Origin of the sequence: Mammaliicoccus sciuri (assembly GCF_002901825.1) — a bacterium.
In the GTDB taxonomy this organism is placed as follows: domain Bacteria; phylum Bacillota; class Bacilli; order Staphylococcales; family Staphylococcaceae; genus Mammaliicoccus; species Mammaliicoccus sciuri.
Window position 1 is genome coordinate 102833 of record NZ_PPQD01000028.1, and the last position, 18845, is coordinate 121677.

At 34.5% G+C, this 18845-nt stretch carries 12 protein-coding genes; 1 reads left to right on the plus strand and 11 read right to left on the minus strand.

Features of this window, described 5'->3' with window-relative positions; genetic code table 11:
- Nucleotides 1–10: 10 nt before the first annotated feature.
- The 6 genes from CD035_RS09275 to CD035_RS09300 form a co-directional block, all read right to left on the minus strand.
- Nucleotides 11–1087 (minus strand): Gfo/Idh/MocA family protein, encoded by a 1077-nt coding sequence (locus CD035_RS09275; protein ID WP_048540504.1) that lies wholly within the window; start codon nucleotides 1085–1087, stop codon nucleotides 11–13.
- 307 nt (nucleotides 1088–1394) lie between these two features.
- Nucleotides 1395–3047 (minus strand): Na/Pi cotransporter family protein, encoded by a 1653-nt coding sequence (locus tag CD035_RS09280; RefSeq protein ID WP_048540503.1) that lies wholly within the window; start codon nucleotides 3045–3047, stop codon nucleotides 1395–1397.
- A gap of 148 nt (nucleotides 3048–3195) precedes the next feature.
- On the minus strand, nucleotides 3196–3564 hold the full coding sequence (locus tag CD035_RS09285; RefSeq protein ID WP_048540502.1) for a Na-translocating system protein MpsC family protein: 369 nt from the start codon (nucleotides 3562–3564) through the stop codon (nucleotides 3196–3198).
- Between the two features lie 29 nt (nucleotides 3565–3593).
- Entirely contained in the window at nucleotides 3594–4076 is a 483-nt protein-coding gene (locus CD035_RS09290) for a carbonic anhydrase (protein ID WP_048540501.1), read from the minus strand.
- Nucleotides 4077–4138: 62 nt separating this feature from the next.
- The gene (locus CD035_RS09295) at nucleotides 4139–6688 is read right to left on the minus strand and encodes a DUF2309 domain-containing protein (RefSeq protein ID WP_080964657.1); all 2550 of its coding nucleotides are present in this window, start codon (nucleotides 6686–6688) and stop codon (nucleotides 4139–4141) included.
- Nucleotides 6672–8201: an NADH dehydrogenase subunit 5 gene (locus CD035_RS09300; RefSeq protein ID WP_048540499.1), complete on the minus strand. Its 1530-nt coding sequence runs from the start codon at nucleotides 8199–8201 to the stop codon at nucleotides 6672–6674. Before CD035_RS09300 ends, CD035_RS09295 begins: the two co-directional genes overlap by 17 nt.
- A gap of 387 nt (nucleotides 8202–8588) precedes the next feature.
- On the opposite strand from CD035_RS09300, the gene mbcS reads away from it, so the two are divergent.
- Entirely contained in the window at nucleotides 8589–10175 is a 1587-nt protein-coding gene (gene mbcS / locus CD035_RS09305; RefSeq protein ID WP_048540498.1) for an acyl-CoA synthetase MbcS, read from the plus strand.
- Nucleotides 10176–10463: 288 nt separating this feature from the next.
- Here mbcS and CD035_RS09310 read toward each other — a convergent pair whose 3' ends face one another.
- The 5 genes from CD035_RS09310 to fadX all read right to left on the minus strand — a co-directional run bounded on the left by CD035_RS09310 (nucleotide 10464) and on the right by fadX (nucleotide 18373).
- A complete protein-coding gene (locus CD035_RS09310) occupies nucleotides 10464–11651 on the minus strand; it encodes a thiolase family protein (protein ID WP_048540497.1) in 1188 nt (395 codons plus the stop codon).
- 31 nt (nucleotides 11652–11682) lie between these two features.
- Nucleotides 11683–13941, minus strand: coding sequence for a 3-hydroxyacyl-CoA dehydrogenase/crotonase FadB (gene fadB / locus CD035_RS09315; protein ID WP_048540496.1), 2259 nt, complete (start codon nucleotides 13939–13941; stop codon nucleotides 11683–11685).
- A gap of 54 nt (nucleotides 13942–13995) precedes the next feature.
- Entirely contained in the window at nucleotides 13996–15201 is a 1206-nt protein-coding gene (gene fadE / locus CD035_RS09320) for an acyl-CoA dehydrogenase FadE (protein WP_025907634.1), read from the minus strand.
- 80 nt (nucleotides 15202–15281) lie between these two features.
- Nucleotides 15282–16781: a long-chain-fatty-acid--CoA ligase FadD gene (fadD, locus tag CD035_RS09325; protein WP_048540495.1), complete on the minus strand. Its 1500-nt coding sequence runs from the start codon at nucleotides 16779–16781 to the stop codon at nucleotides 15282–15284.
- A 14-nt stretch (nucleotides 16782–16795) separates the two neighbouring features.
- Nucleotides 16796–18373 (minus strand): fatty acid degradation protein FadX, encoded by a 1578-nt coding sequence (fadX, locus tag CD035_RS09330; protein WP_048540494.1) that lies wholly within the window; start codon nucleotides 18371–18373, stop codon nucleotides 16796–16798.
- Between the last annotated feature and the right edge of the window lie 472 nt (nucleotides 18374–18845).

The following is an 18845-nucleotide window of genomic DNA, read 5'->3' on the forward strand; positions in this document are numbered from 1 at the left end:
AAACCCCTTCTTAGTCAAAATATACTGCTTTACCAGTCTTAGCTGATTTATAAAGTGCTTCTAATATTTGTGTAATCACAATTGCTTGTTCTGGTTTCACAACAGGCTCTGTATCATTAAGAATACTGTCAATCCAACTACGTGCCTCTACTTCAGCTTCATCTACTTTTTCGCCTTCATAAAAATCAACGCCTTTATTCTCAAGTTCTACTTGCGTTGTATATAAAGAACCAAAGTCTTCTCCGTGGATTCTTAAGCCATCTTTCATATCGGCACCACCTTCAGTACCAGATAATGAACATTTTGCTTCATCTACTTCTAAAGAGTTTAACGCCCAACTTGATTCAAGCATGATTGTCGCACCATTTTTCATCTTAATAAAACCGAAAGCTGAGTCCTCTACTTTGAACTTTTCAGGATCCCATGGTCCCCATGCATTAGCTGCATTTTCTTTCTTACCTAACTTATGGAAAGTTGAACCCATTACTGATTCTGGTTCGTAATTATCCATCATCCATAATGTTAAATCGAGTGCATGTGTCCCTATATCAATTAAAGGACCACCACCTTGTTGTTCTTCGTCTAAAAAGACACCCCAAGTCGGCACTGCTCTACGACGAATAGCATGTGCTTTCCCAAAATAAATATCCCCTAAGTCGCCACGCTCTGTCGCTTTATGTAAATATTGACTGTCAGGTCTAAATCTATTTTGATAACCAATCGTAAGTTTCTTGCCATTACGTTTAGCCGCTTCAATCATTTCTTGCGCTTCTTCTGTCGTCTTAGCCATAGGTTTTTCACACATAACATGTTTACCTGCATCTAATGACGCAACCGTTAATTCCTTATGAGAACTGTTCGGTGTACATACATGAATGACATCAATAGCATCATTCTTTAAGAGTGATTGGTAATCTTCGTAAACTTTCGCATTATCTGTACCATATTCCTTAGCTGCTACTTGTGCTTTTTCAATATCGATATCACAAAAAGCAACAATGTTCACTTCGTTTATTTTTTGTAAACTCGGTAAATGCTTACCATTCGCAATACCACCACAACCAATAATTCCTACATTCAAACTCATATGTACAACCCCTTTTATGTATTTATGCTCAATTTAATAACATTAAGCAATCGCTTACATTTTTGTTTATATAACTATGTTAAAATAAAAAACAATAAACACCAACGAATAACACTTGCAAAGACACTTATATTTTACATCTGAATATATTTTCATAAGTTAAAAATATTTTCAGTATGATAAATAGAAAAAACAAGTGAATTATTTGAAATAAAAGACCAAGACCAAAATCGCAAATTATAAAAATACCACCTCATTTCTAACTGATTAAATCAGCGAAATGAGGTGGTATTTATTTTTATTTTATTTATATCTTCACTTCAGTTGTTTGTGTGTATGAATGCTCTCCGAGGTTAATCATGGATTCTGATATATTTCGTGAGTGGTAACCAATTCTTTCAAGAATTGATATCATGTCGATATATACAAGGCTACCTTCTGGTGAACATTCGCCAGAGCTTAATCTTTTGATATGTTTTTTACGTAAGTCATGCTCTAGTACATATGAATCTTGGCTTCGTTTAACAACTTCGTCTTTTTTCACATTGTCATAAACATCAAATACTTCAAACGTTTTTTCATATGAAATTTTTACATGATCATATAATCGTTCAATGCTTTCTTCTGCTTTTGATGAAATTTGAATATCAGCTGATTGTTTCTTCTGCAATTCTTCTAAGTATGATTCTGTTAAAGTTGATACTTTCAATATTGTTCTATTAACATCATATAAAACAGATAGCCTTTCAGCATCTTTAGCTGATAGTTTTTTCTCAGATAATTTATTTAAATATTGACGGACATTATCATACATATTATCTACTGCAAGGTGTTTATCTTTATGCTTTTTAATTGCTTTTTCATCAATATTTTCAACATTATTCAACATTGAAACAGTCATTTTACCGATATTTTGAATTTCATCTTGAGCCTCTTGAAGTGCGATACTAGGCGCTCGATTAATTAAATTATTATCAAGATATTTCGGTTTATATTTTTCATTTACATCTTCACCTGGAATGATTTTCGTTACAATCCAAGCTAGTGCGAAGATGAATGGTAACTGTATAAGTGTATTTGTTACATTGAATGTTCCGTGTGCAAATGCTATAACCATTTTTGGATTTAAATTCATAGCGTGTTGAATCCATTCCATTATCATTTCGTAGAATGGTAATATTAATAGAAATACTGCTGCACCGATAACATTAAACATAACATGCGCCATCGCAACACGCTTAGCGGCGATAGAACCTGCTAAACTCGCTAATACAGCTGTAATCGTCGTTCCAATATTGTCACCTAATAAGATTGGTAATGCACCATGCAATGAAACTAAATCATTGGCATAGAACCCTTGTAAAATACCAATCGTTGCACTTGAACTTTGAACGATTAACGTCACAAATGTACCTGCAAGTACACCTAATATCGGAGTAGAAGACATATCTAACATAATTTGTTTAAAGCCTTCTAAATTAGCAAGTGGTTTCACCGCACCACTCATTAATTCTAGACCATAGAATAGTGATCCAAATCCGAAGAAAATCATACCGATATTTTTAACTTTTCTTTTTTGAATGAAGAAAATTAAAAACGCACCTAACGCTAGTATTGGTAAAGCATACTCACCAATGTTAATCCCAATAATAAACGCTGTGACCGTCGTACCGATATTGGCACCCATGACAACACCTATTGCTTGTCGCATCGTCATAAATCCAGCACTTACGAGTCCAATTGTGATAACCGTTGTTCCTGAACTACTTTGTATTAAAATTGTCACGATCATACCTGCAAGTACACCCATAATAGGATTACTTGTAAATCTATTTAATATACTTCTTAATCTATCGCCTGCTGCTGCTTGTAATCCATCCCCCATTTGTTTAATCCCGTATAGGAAGATACCTAATCCACCGATGAATGTAAAAATCATTTGTAAAGCCGAGAGTTCCATAACACACCTCTTTAAAGTTATTGTAACCATTGTGAATAATAAACTATAATTGTTAAGCTAATGTAAATTTTTAATGAACTTTTATTAAAATTATGATTATTCTTTGCTACTTAATTTTTAAAAGGTTTTCATTATAGATATCTGGCAATTATTTATTAAATTGTTCTTCTATATTATGATGCATTTTAAAGATCATCATACGTTCACCTGTTCGTGAACTTAAATCTGTATGGAAACTTTTGACGTCTTGTTGTGTAATTTCAAATATCATTTGATATAAATGATCCATATCTGATTCTACTAATTTTGAACGTGTACGTTTTATACTCAGTAAACCTTCTTGCGTTTCACAAACGCTATACTCTGCAGGTGTAAGCACACCTTGTAAATCAACAATAATCATATCCCTAATAATATCTGTCTTTACAGATAGAGATCCTCTACCTAAATATTCTTTTTCCCATTGTGTAATGGCTTTACTAATTTTTGATTCACATGCTCCTTTTGTCATTTCCATATTTGTCTCTCCTTAATGCTTATTTTGCTTTATGTTAAATATTCAGCAATTGTTTCAATATTGCTTTGATTAATGGTCATACCGTTTATTGTAATACCAGATGGTATAAGTGGATGATTAGAAACTTGATGAATACTTTGTTTAATACTTTGGTGAATATCACTTTCACCATTTAACCATTCATGAATATTGTCACTACTAAACTCAGGCTTACAGTTATTAAACAAGTAATCGAGTGTTTTAATTTTTTCTGTATGACTTTTAACACTTTCAGGTAATGCGATCACTTGTTTATCGTCTGACTTTCTAATGATATAAATATTCTCTATATCATATTCATAAATCGCGATAATAATAGATCGCATCACATCACCATATGCATGCGAAATTTCTGCTTGATAGCTTTGTATCGACATAACATGATTAGGGTTGAAATTTAAAGATTCAACAAGTTGGCTTTCTAGATGTGTATTTAAATCAGATAGTATGAGTATATTTTTTTCATCATTCATATTATACATCCTCTCGAGTCTAGGACATAAATTGTTGTCCTGCTCATTTATTTACCATTTATTTACCATTTATGCCATTCACCATTTTCATCTATACTTGATAGCAATAACCAATCATTTTTAACTTTTGTGTTAAGCGCGGTATTTTCATTGAGTAATTTACGAATATAATCATTCGGCGCTTGTATTACAACTAATAATCGAATCGGTGCATGATAATATTCTCCATCAGCTTTCATGACTGATTGCCAAGGAAGACCTGTCAGTAAATCACTACCATTTCCTTGCATAACACCAATGCCACTCGTCACCGTTTGGGTTATTTTATTGCCGCTTCCGTAATAGTAAGGTGCTACCGTTGAAGCATAATATTGTAAGTTAATCCATTGTGCAACTGTCGCTGGACCACTTAAAATTGTATTTAAAATTTCACCGTCATGATCTTTCATCCAGTCATAATTATGCAGAAATGCACGACCATTTAATTGAGATTGCTCTGTTAATGTTCTCTTACCAATAACAAACGTTGCATTTCTAGCTAATCCCCATTCTGGTCGGATTTCACTCCAGTCACTTGCTAACTGTTCTGCTTTAGTTGTGGATTGTGCATTTGAATGTTCCATGCCCGGAATATCTTCAAGTCTTAAACGATTTGCTTCTTGACTAGCTTTAGGCAAAGCTGATTTTAATTTTTCTAAAGCACGCTCAGCTTGATTCGAGAGTTCGGGTACATAAAGCCATTCTAATTGATCTGTTGTCGTGCTATGTTCAGCAGCAACAAATACTGTATCTTCCGGAATTATAATGTTATTGCTTTTGAGTCCTTCTCTAACTTCAGGCAAATTACATAAAGTCGCTAATACTTTTCCATTAAAACCACTCGCTGATCCACCACACGCGCCACAATCTAATGAAGCTGCATAAGGGTTGTTTGCACTATGACTACCATGTCCGCAAATGACAACTAATGGCGCAAAATCTTCCGTTAAATCCATTAATTTCAATGCTTCTCGTGCGTAAGTAAGCTGTTCTTGTTTCGTAAACCCAATAGGTAAATCACCAAACCGATTTGACGCATAATCTATAGAAAGTTTCGTTTCCGGTTTATTCATAAGATTTTTATTAAATCGATTGACCAAATCTCCCGTACGTTTAGGCATAAAGCTTCTCGCTATCGTTTGTACACTTAGCCATGAACCTGTTAGTTCTGGAAGCAATAGACTTGGTAATACATTTTGTTTCATTTTTTTAAATGTATAAAATATTGACGAAATACTTTTTTTCTTTTCAACGTAATGATTGGATTGATGTGCATCTTCGTATTCATAAATCTTATGTTGCGGTTTATTCATTACTGGTAAAGCATTGTGTGTATGTTGATGTCCGAGTTCACACTTTTCAATTGGTAGTCCAAAGAATCCTGCAATACCAATCGTTTCGAAAGGACCTTCCATTTCTAATTGTCTTCTAAAAGGTTCCGACCGTGTATCAATACAAAAAGCGAGCTGTGCCTCGACAAATGCTTTATCATCTTCATGATGGAAATGAGATTGAATTTCACTTTGTAATTGTGACCCATACGTATCTTCCCAAGCTTCTAGCAATAATTTATGTTGTGTAATGCGATCAAATTGATGCGCAAATGTTACATAATCTTCTCGTTCACCTTGAGATAATGCGAACCAATTTTCCAACGTTAAGATTCCACTTTCAAACCAAGATAGCACTTGAGACATATCTTCTTCAGTATGTTGTTGCTCTTGAGCATGTTCACTCATCAATGTCCATTCCAAAGCCAATCTTATGGCTAAATAATCCGTCAGCAAGTATAAATGTTCGTCTTTCCAAAGCATCATACCTGCCCATCCTGGTAAAGCCAACAAGTGTATTTCAAGATATGATTGTACTTGTGCTTCTGATATACCAAGTTTGTCTAAACAACTTTCAATTGTTTCAATAGATGTTGATGGTAGCATTTTTATTTTATGCCTTTCTGCCTTCGATAAAGATGGATCCAAACGAGCTAACCTTTTCCAATTTTTGAAGAAACCTTTACCATCTTTATGGATTGCCCATCCTGATTGATTATCATCAAGATATAATTTACTCCACTTAATCATTTGTGCATCCAACTTATCTAAATATGCCTGTCCAGAATATTGTTCAATACGCGTACTTAAAATAATGTCATCCTCTTTTTGTTTACTCAGTTCAACATTTTCTAATGATGTTCTTAATTGCTTTTGATCTTGTTCAGTAAGATTTACTTTGTGATTTCTATTAAACAAGATACTTTCAGCGTATTCTCTTAACATCACTTTATTTAATGGCGTATTATCATTCGATAGCCATGCCGATAACCGTTCTTCTATATATTCCTGTTTAATTTCTCCTTTTTCAATTGCAGCAAATAATAAACTTTCATTCGGATACAAATCGACATTCTGTACCTTTTGAAACCATCTCGCGACATTTTCAAAAGTACAATCTTCTAGGCTTGCCCAAGGATGTCTTGCTGCAAATATATTAATAGGAGAAAGTGGTGTTATGACACGACTCGCCTCTTTAATTGAATATGTGATGTCATTTTGTGATTCAATTGTTTGCGTCATGCTGATAACCTCCTTTAAACTCATGATTTTTCAAATAGCGTGGATGTGTTTCAATATTTTGCACTTTCGATTCACCTAAATGTACAATCCATAAATATATAATCGTGACAATTTTAGATGAATGATTTCTTGCAACCCACAAGTTCAGTGCACTTCCTATTAAAAGCAATACAATCATGATAATGACTGCAAATATAGGTGTATGATTCACACTTGTAGCGTATTGAAGTAACAAATCATGGAATAAATGATGTACACCAAAGTAAGATAAACCAACAATTAAAAGTGCTAATAATCCAATGATTCTACCTAACTTGCCCTCACCATATGCGACTAGTTGTGTCCATGAAACAGATAATGACCAAGCTAATATAAGTGCACTAATGATTTGGTAACTACTCGTCGGATCCATAAGCCAAAAGATAATACCAATCATAATTGATAATAATCGACCAACTAGAACCCATATATATGACACACTTTCATTCATTCTTGAAGGCATATCAAAAGTTCTTACAGCAGAACCAGAACGTAAAAATAGCGTCGCTTTAAATAATCCATGTAACATAAGATGAACGATAGCTGCTGAATAAACACCTAAAGCACATTGGATAAGCATAAAGCCCATCTGTCCAATCGTTGAACCTACTAACTGCCTTTTATAATCCACATGTACTAAACTAATGCCAGCTCCCATCAATACTGAAATCGTTGCGATAATGATGAGCAATCCAATTATCCATTCATTTGTAAAAATCGGTGCAAATCTCGTTAAAATAACACCACCTACATTTACAATACCGGCATGCATAATCGCTGAAACAGGAGTTGGTGCCGCTACAGATTCTATTAGCCATCTATGAAATGGCCACTGAGCTGCTGGAATGATGACCGATATCACTAACATCAACTGAATAACCACACCTTGCCACGAATCAAATTGGTCAAGATGGCTTTCACTAAATATAGTAGACTGTTGCCATTCACCCGTTACATTGTATGTCAGTATAATCGCGATTACTAAAGCAATCCAACTAACGATAAAGATCATGCTAGTACTTTTCGCTAAACGTTTCGTAATGTGCCATTGTTTGTTTAAACCGATTAAACGCGTTAAACAAAATAATGTTAACCCCCATAATATCGCCATTAATCTTAAATCATTACTTAACCATGCAATCGAAGCAAACACTGTCATAAAAGTAAATAATGAAAAATATTTACGATACTGTGCATCTCCATCTAAATAACGTACGGAAAACCTTTGAATAATAAGACCAATACTCAAAATAAAGAGTGCGAGCAACCATGACAATTTATCTAAATGCCAAAATCCTATATATACATTTCCGCTTGTCATACACAAGCCAATTAATGAGATAAGCACTGGTATAAATGCAATTACTAAGTGAACATTAATATATGCCTTTGCCACTTTTGGCAGTAAATATATGATGCTACTTATAAGCGCTAATCCAATTGAAATAAAAAATAATACTAATAAACCTGTCATGTCGGTCGCTCCTTTTCTGTTAAAAGCAATAAAAAAAGCCGACAATTTAAAACAAACCTCTCGTGCAGATTTGCTTTAATTGTCGGCTTCAATCAAACTAACGCTTACCGTTATTTTAATTGCTTCCTTATTATTTATATGTAATCTTTTTGAAATTTTTAATTGTGAGTCATTGCACCGTTTTTACTTTTTCAATTAGCCAATATCGATTAGCCACTTGCTAAAGTTTAGATGCTATGAATTTTTATATACTTTAATAACATATATTTATTTTTATCAAATGTCAATAGTTTGACTATTTAAAATATTCTATAGTTTCATTTATTCGTATTAATGATTATTCACTGTTAAAATAAAACAATATCTTAAACAAACGAGGAGATTAACATGAATAGATCAGACTTAATAGCACCAGAAACATACAATATTGTTAATGAAATCGAAAGACATGCAGCAGATGAAACGAAAGAAGCCATTATATTCGAAGATGTCGATGGCAACGTAGAAACGATTACGTACGCTAAACTTCTACAAAATTCAAATAAAGTGGGCAACATCTTTAAAGCACAAGGTCTTCAAAAAGGCGACAAAGTACTTATTATGATGCCACGCTTAATAAAAACATATGAAGTATACATTGCTGCACTTAAACTTGGGCTTATTATCATTCCAAGTTCAGAAATGTTAAGAACTAAAGACTTACAACATCGCATTACGCATGGTGAAGTCAATGCAGTCATAGTCATCGATCAATGTACAGGCGAATTTGAAAATATTCAAGAATATGATCAACTCACTAAATTTATTGTAGGCTCTAAACAACAAGATTGGATTTCTATCGATGAAGCAATACAAACTGCAAGCTCAGAACTTACAGTTGATGAAACAAAACGTGATGATACCGCAATTTTATCATATACATCTGGTACAACTGGATTACCAAAAGCTGTTATACATACACATGGATGGGGATTTGCACACATCCAAACAGCGCCAAAACATTGGTTAAGTATTACAGACAAAGATACTGTATGGGCAACTGCAGCACCAGGTTGGCAAAAATGGATTTGGAGTCCATTTCTATCAATATTAGGTTCTGGCGCCATCGCATTTGTTTATAATGGTAAATTTAATGCAGCTAAATATTTGGACTTACTCGAAAAACATCAAATTAACGCATTATGCTGTACACCTACTGAATACCGATTAATGGCTAAACTGCCAAATCTTTCGGACTATACATTGAAACATTTACACAGTGCAGTATCAGCTGGCGAACCATTAAATAAAGAAGTCATCGAACAATTCAATCATAACTTCAACATTAAAGTAAGAGATGGATATGGCCAAACTGAGAATACATTACTTATCGCATTTTTAAAAGATACAGAAAGCAGACCAGGTGCCATGGGTAAAGCAATACCAGGTAGTTATGTAACCGTAATAGACGAAGATGGCGACCCAATAACTAACGGTGCCACAGGAGACATTGCCGTATCATTAGATTCACCATCATTATTCCAAGGCTATTTTAAAGACGAAGAACGTACCGAAAAATCAAAACGTGGAAACTATTATGTAACTGGAGACCGCGCAAGATTAGACGAAGATGGGTACTTCTGGTTTAAAGGAAGAGAAGATGACATTATCATTAGTTCAGGTTATACAATCGGACCATTCGAAGTAGAAGATTCACTTACTAAACATCCGAAAGTACAAGAATGTGCAGTCGTCGCAAGCCCAGACGAAATCAGAGGCAATATCGTCAAAGCATTTGTCATTTTACAAAATGATATCGTAGGCGACGAAGCACTCGTCAAAGAACTACAAACTTACGTAAAAAGTGACGTCGCACCATATAAATATCCAAGAGCAATCGAATTTGTATCCGAACTACCAAAAACTAACTCAGGCAAAATACGCCGCGTTGAATTAAGAGAAGCTGAAAAAGAAAAATATAATAAACAATCATAGGAAAAGAAGTATTGAAAAGTAGTGATTGGAGGACGAGACAAAATGTATGTCTCGTCTTTTTTTGTTTGAGATGAGATATGTAGAGATGTCTTAGCTTTATTCAGCCATTAAGCCATGACTTTCCTCATCTCTTGGCTTTATTCACACGTTAAGCCATGACTTCATCCATCTCTTGGCTTTACTCACACATTAAGCCAAGAATCCCCCACCTCTCCCACCAAATCTCCAACACACCCACCTTATACCATCAAAAAAAGCATTCGACCGTATGATCGAATGCTTTTGATATTATCTAACATATTCAAATATGCCAGCTGCTCCCATTCCGACACCGATACACATTGTTACCATACCGTATTTGGAGTCTGGGCGTTTACTCATTTCTGACAATAGCTTACCTGTTAACATAGCACCTGTAGCACCGAGTGGGTGTCCGAGTGCTATTGCACCACCGTTAACGTTTGTCTTATTAATATCTAACCCTGCTTCGTTTATAGATGCTACTGTTTGTGAAGCGAATGCTTCATTGAGTTCTACTAAATCGATATCATCTACTGATAAATTTGTTAATTCTAATACTTCTGGTATTGCATAAGCTGGTCCTATGCCCATTAATTTAGGGTCTACACCTACTGCTTTAAATCCTACAAATTTAGCAATTGGTTTAACACCTAATTCTTTTACTTTGTCGCCTGACATCAATACAACAAATCCTGCTCCGTCTGTAAGTGGAGCCGATGTACCTGCTGTAACTGTGCCGTCAGCTTTAAATACTGTTCTTAATTTAGATAATGTTTCTAAATCTGTTTCTGGACGAATGAGTTCATCTTGTTTAAATATTTCTTTCGTCACATTTGGACCATTCTCATCGTATTTAACTTTATGCACTTCAATTGGTATAATTTCATCTTCAAACTTACCTGATTTTTGTGCTTCTGATGCTCTTTTATGACTTTCAACTGCATAAGCATCTTGTTCTTCTCTTGAAACTTTATATTCTTCAGCAACCATTTCTGCCGTTAGTCCCATAGGATAAGAAACACCTGTATCCGCTTCTTGTAACTCCGGATTATTTGTTGGCTCATTACCACCCATTGGTACGGCACTCATTAATTCAACGCCACCTGCTACAAGCACATCTGCCTGGTCAGACATAATTTCATTTGCTGCTATCGCAATGGTTTGCAAGCCTGAAGAACAATAACGATTAACCGTTTGTCCAGGAACTTCATTTGGTAATCCAGCAAGTAATGCTATTGAACGTGCAATATTTTGACCTTGTAATCCTTCTGGAAAAGAGTTCCCCACGATAACATCTTGAACCATACTTCCATCAAATGTACCACCTACACGATTGAGTACACCTTTTAATACTTGAGCTGCAACTTCATCAGGTCTTTCATGAAATAATGCACCACCTGGTTTAGCTTTACCTGCTGCAGAACGTCCGTATGCTACTATATATGCCTCTTGCATTGATATCCATCCTCTCTTATTCAACACTTCATTAGTTACGTAATGGTTTACCTTTTTCTAACATATGCGTGATACGATCATATGTTTTTTCATTTTTGAGTAGAGATAAAAAGCCTTCTCGTTCAAGCTTTTGAATATATCGTTGATTAATATACGTATTACGAGGTAAATCTCCACCTGCAAGTATATGTGCAACTTTTAAAGTAATTTCGTAATCATAATCACTAATGAAGTGACCAATTCTTTGCGCATCTAGTTCAGCTTGTGCTAAAGCTTTAAAATCTCTGCCTAGCGCTGGATATTGAGCTTTAGGTTTAGGAATATAGTTTGTTTCAGATTCATATCTCGCTTTATTTAAAGCAACTTCAACACGTCTTTCTTTGTTGAAAATGATTGTATCGATATCTCTTAAATAACCATATCTCTTAGCTTCGTATGCATTTGTAGATACTTTAGCTAAACCGACATTCATTAATACTTTCGTAATCGATGCTTGTTTATCATCATTTTTATGATTTGTTCTAAGTACTCTATCTGCAAACTCTGCTAATCCACCACCTGAAGGTAATAGACCTACACCAGTTTCAACTAATCCAATGTATGTTTCACTCGCAGCAACGATAAATGGTGAGTGTAAGACAACTTCACAACCGCCACCTAAAGCTCTACCATGAACTGCAGTTACGATAGGTTTTAGTGAATATTTCATTCTTCCGAAACTTTCATGTAATTTATCAATTGCCGGACCTACTAATTCATCTACTTTCTGACTTTCATGTGCTTGTTTCATTAAGAACAAGTTTGCACCGACACTGAAATTATTGCCATCTGCATATATAACCATGCTTGTATAATCTTCTTGTTCTAATAAATCAATCGATTCTATTAAGTCGTTCGCAAAGCCATCAGATATAATATTATTTTTACTTTGAATTTTAAGTAATAATTGATCTTTATTTGCTACTGATAAATTAGAATCTTCTCTATTCCAAACTTCACGGTCAATAAAAGCTGATGTCGGTGTGACACGTTCTATTGATTCGCCTTCTTTATAGAAGCCACCACTTTGTTGTTCGATCCATTCAGGTAATTCACCGAGTTCTTGTTTCATTCTATCTTTAACACGGTCAAAGCCCATTAAGTCCCAAAGTTGGAATGGTCCTTTTTTCCAGTTAAATCCCCATACAAGCGCACGGTCTACATCTTTAAAGTCAGTTGCAGCTTTAGGAACATTAATCGCTGAATAATAGAAATTATTCCTTAATGTTTCCCATAAGAATTTACCTGCATCATCTTCAGCATTAAAAATGACATCTAAATTGGATTTTAAGTCTTTACTAAATCTAGTAAGAATTTCGAATTTAGGCGGTTCAGGTTGTACGTACGAATCACTTTCTATATCGTAAACAAGTCTTGTCTTTTTATCTTTTTTATAGAAACCTTGTTTCGTTTTTCTACCTAACGAGCCATTTTTAACAAGTGTATCGGCAACTTTAGTATCTTTGAAATACGGTTGCTCTTCAGGCACTTGTTGGAGTCCTCTCGTAACGGTAACGGCTATATCTAAACCAACTAAGTCAGATAAACCATATGTTCCGGTACTCGGTCTACCAATTGCTCTACCCGTTAAAGCATCTACTTCAATAATTGAAAATCCTTGTTCTTCGCCACGATACATAATGTCATTCATCGTTTGTGTACCGACTCTGTTCGCTACAAATCCAGGCACGTCATTCGCAACGACAACACCTTTACCAAGTACTTCTTCAGCAAATACTTGTGTTCTTTCAACAATCGCATCTGACGTATTACGATTCGGAATGACCTCTACAAGTTTCATAATGCGAGGTGGATTAAAGAAATGTAATCCTAAAAATCTTTCTTTATCTTGATCACTAAATGCTTTAGATATTGCTTCAATTGGAATACCTGAAGTATTCGTCGCAAATATCGCATTATCTTTCGCAACTTGAGTAACTTGTTTCCATACTTGATGTTTAATATCTAATTCTTCTTTAACCGCTTCAATATAAATATCTGCATCATCTTCACCTGTTAAATCATCTTGAAAATTACCGTAAGATAAATTAGATGCAAATTCTAAATCGAATAATAAAGGTCTTTTAGCATCTGTAATTACATCATATGCTTTTTTAGAAATTTTATTCGGGTCTTTTTCATCGATTACTATATCTAATAATTTTACTTTTAAACCTGCATTCACTAATAGTGCAGCAATTTGGCTACCCATTGTACCTGCACCTAGAATGGTCGCTTTACTTATCGTCATAAAAAGTCCTCCAAATCCATATATTCTGAGTGTGTTTCATCTTGCTCAGTTAGCTTAAATAAATGCTGAATCTCCAGTTAATGCACGTCCAATTAACAGTGCATTGATTTCGTGTGTACCTTCGTATGTGTATACTGCTTCTGCATCTGAGAAGAATCTCGCAATATCATATTCAGCTAAAATACCGTTACCGCCTGTGATACCTCGACCCATTGCGACAGATTCTCTTAATCTAAGTGAATTCATCATCTTAGCTGTTGAAGTGGCAACTTCGTCGTATTCACCATTTTCTTGCATTCTAGCAAGTTGAGCACATATAGACATTGAATGTGCTAAATTCCCTTGCATCATTGCTAATTTCTCTTGGATTAATTGATATTTACTAATTTCTTTACCGAACTGTTTACGTTCTGTTACATAATCAAGTGTTGCGCGTAAAGCACCTGCTAAAGCACCCGTTGCCATATATGCAACACCTGCACGTGTAGAATAAAGTACTTTCGCAATATCTTTAAAACCATTTATATTTTGAAGTCTTTGATCTTCTTCAACTTCTACATTGTCTAATTTAATAATTGTATTTGGAATGATTCTTAAAGCAATTTTATTTTCAATCACTTCAATATCCACACCTGCTTGTTCTGGTCTAACAATAAAGCCTTTAGGTTTACCTGTTTCAACATCTACAGCATACACCGGAATAACATCCGCTAAATTTGCACCGCCAATCCATTTCTTTTCACCATTTAAAATCCATTTATCGCCTTCACGTTTTGCAGTTGTTTCTAACCCACCTGCAACATCTGATCCGTGTTCTGGTTCAGTTAACGCAAAGCATGTTCTTAGTTCATGTGATTGTAATTTAGGGATGTAGTATGCAACTTGTTCTTTACTACCACCGAATAAGAATGAATTATGTCCTAATCCTTGATGGACACCTAATAATGTTACTAAAGATACATCGAATCGTGCTACGACATAAGACATGAAAAATTGGAATAATTGACTAGGTGTCTTAGCACCTTCACGCCCTTCAAATAATAATGGATTTTGGAAATAGTTGAGTTTCCCCATATCATCGAAGAAGTCTTCTGGCACTGTCGCATTCACCCAATGTTCGTTGATTGTTGGACGATATTTTTCTTCTAATAAATCATCAAGTTGTTTTAAGAACTTGACTTCACCATCTGTTAATTGTTTCGAAATATTCAATACATCCTCTGGAAATAATGCTTTTAATGTTTCTAATTTTGTTGACATATATATGACCTCCAAATGTTAATAAAGCGCTTACATAATTCTCTAAAAAAATTTAGTATTCATGTTAGCGTCATCTTTGTTTATTGTTGAAACTTTCTCTTCATCATAGCTTTCACTTCTAACTTGTCTGGTTTAGCAGTTGAAGTTAATGGCATTTTCGTAACGGTTAGATAATTTTTAGGCACTTTGTAACTTGCCAAGTTTTCACGCATATAAGCATCTAATTTCTCTACGAAATCTGGATCTTGTTCATTCAGTAACACAGCTGCCGCTACAGTTTCACCAAATTTTTCATTTTCGTAACCTACAACGACACATTGTGCGACGAGTGGATGACCAGCTAGAACGATTTCAACTTCAGATGGTAAGACGTTCTCTCCACCTGTAATAATCAGTTCTTTTCTTCTATCTACAATAAATATATCGCCATCCTCATCTATACGTGCTAAATCACCTGTTAAGAAAAAGCCATCATGGAAAGATTCTTCCGTTTCTTTTGGTTTTTGCCAATAACCTGGTGTAACTTGTTTACCTTTAATCGCTAATTCACCAATTTCACCTACAGGTACGTCATTGAAATCTTCATCAAATAATCTTGATTCTACATACATGACTGGCTTCCCTATACTCATTGGCTTTTCAAGTGAGTTAGTAGGTGTATTAATCATTGCTAATGGTGCTTCTGTTAAGCCATAACCATTAATAATATTTAACCCTATGCTTGCAAATTTTTTCTGAACACCAGGCAATGGTGCTGAACCACCTTGAATAAGAAAATCAATATTGTCAAAGTTCTTCACATCAAAGTTAGGTGCTACTAACATGGCATAATACATTGTTGGAATAAGCGATAAGTAATTCGGTTTATATTTAGCCATTAAATCGTTGAGTTGTTCACCTTCGAAGTAACGATGTAATACGAGTGAACCACCCGCCATCAACAATGGAATCACTAAATCATTAAATCCAAATACATGGAACATCGGTAACGAAATAATAGATGAAAATCCTGAATTCACTTTATAAGTGAGTATCGTATTAATCGCATTTGATGTGAATGAATCATAAGTGAACATGACACCTTTTGGTAATCCTGTTGTTCCACTTGTGTACATTAATGCCGCTAAATCATCACGACCTACATCTACTGTCTTGAATGGTTTATGATTTTTAGGATTTACAAGTTCATCATATTCAGGTGAATCGATATCCATGTGTAAATAGTCATCTGCAATCCCTTGTAAACTACTTAAATGACGATTCGCATAGAATATAAACTTCACACCTGAATCTTCTATGACACTTTCAATTTCGTTCGGTTTGAGTCTCCAGTTCATTGGGAAGTATACTGCGCCAATCTTAAATGAAGCGAATAGTAAGTCAAGAACCGCTACATCATTTGGTGCAAATATCCCAACGACATCTCCCTTTTTAATACCTTGTTCTTCAAGATGGTTGGCTAAGTTCTCAGCACGAATATTTAAATCTTGATAAGTCCATTCTGTTCCTTTTAGTGGATCGGTAACTGCTGCCTTTTCTTCGTCATATTGCGCTCTTGTTTTAATCCAATCGTAATTCATATTAAACTACCCCCTTAATAGTTTGAACCATTGTCTTTAATACATTGTTGCAATCCTCCCCAATTTTCTTGATAAATTTGCTGATCCGTTACTTTAAGTTCTTCAGCAATTATCGGTTGAAATGCTATATTGGCTAGAATATCTTTCTCTAAATCTAATCCAGCTGCAATTTCAATCAATTTCACACCTTCATCGGTTAATTGGAATACAGCGCGTTCCGTTACATAATAGATCTCTTGATTTAATGACTTAGCATAAGATGCATTGAAGTCCATATTATGCACTTGTTCAACAAATTTCTTTGCATGACCTTCTTTTTCAATAACTAAACCTTTATCATTCCAAGTAGCCTTACTTCCTACTACCATTGTTCCTGAGAAAATAATTTTTTGGACCGTTTGACTAATATCTATGAATCCCCCACAACCATTCATTCTATCGCCATATTTTGAAACATTGACATTACCAAACTGATCCACTTCAGCAAAGCTTAAATAAGCTACATCTATGCCTCCGCTATAAATAAAGTCCCATGTCATTTCATGTCGCATCTTCGCATCTAAATTGTAATTTAATCCGAAGTTTTGACCACTTCCAATCATCCCACCAAACACTCCTGTATCTATATTCAGTTGAACTAAGTCTTCAGCTTTTTCCTCAACCAATAAATTCGATAATTCATTGTTAATACCAAACCCTATACTCACAACATTATCTACATTTAAAAATTGGGCAGCACGTCGTAAAATCACTTTACGTGTACTCAATTCATTAATTGGTTCAGGCATACTAAGTACTTTATATTCACCCGAAATAGCTGGGTTATAATAATCTTGAATGGTTTGTCTATGATGTTTTGGGTCATCATTTACACATACATAATCCACAAGCTCTCCAGGAATAAAGACTTCAGTTGGTTTGAAGCTACCATGTTGTACAATTTCTTTAACTTGTACAATGACTTTCCCACCATTTTGATGCGCCGCTAGAGCAGCACCATAGCCTTCTCCTAAGTGTGCTTCATGATGCATATAAATGTTCCCCTCGCTATCAGCGTATGTACCACGAAGCAATGCAATATCAACTTTAGGAAATTTATATTGTAAATATTCCTCATTATTAATTTCTAATAAAGAAACGATATCTTCCTTAGTCACATCATTGACTTTTCCGCCATCAAATCTAGGATCCACGGAAGTGTGTAAACCTATTTTAGAAATCATATCTGGAAATTTGGCTAACGAATTCCGATAATGTGTAGCTAACAATCCTTGCGGTACAAAATATGCTTCTACATCATTATTCTTTATCGCTTCTATCGTTTTAGGTGAACCAATAATAATACTCATAATGAGCCTTTTAACCATACCTCTACTCACAAATGAATCTAAATCATAACCATCACCACGATAATCACTAATATCATTCGCAACCATAAAAGTTAAATCATTAAGATTTCCATATTCATCATGAGCTTTAACCAAATGTTTTAAGACACTCACTGGTAAATTACTCACTGATAAAGCTGCCAGTGAAATAACATCTCCACTTTTTACAATGTCTTTCAAATCTTCGAACGAAATAATTTGCATACGATTATCCCCTATCTTTCATAATTACAATCATTCCATAAAAGACCTCCCCAATAAAATGTAAGCCCTTACATTAGTAAATATAACATAGTGTAAATATGAAAGAAAAGTAAAAAGGTATACGACAATATCTTTTTAATTACAAATTAGAAATAATTACAACTAACACTTAGTACCTCCTCACATACCGTAGTTGTAATATTTTTTAAAATAATTATTGCTCGTTCAGAACATACGTATACCCTGAAAATTATCACACACATAAAAAACTTCATTATATCAATAAAATATTACGGTCATTAAATTACTCATGCATCGTATAATCAACAACATTGAAATACCAATCATCAAGCGAAAATATCACTTCTCACTCTAAAATAATTTGAAATTTTATTATTTGATAAATGAAACATTAACACACAAGTAAATAATTAGAAGAAATAGGTGGAGTGAACAATTCTAAAAGTAGGAT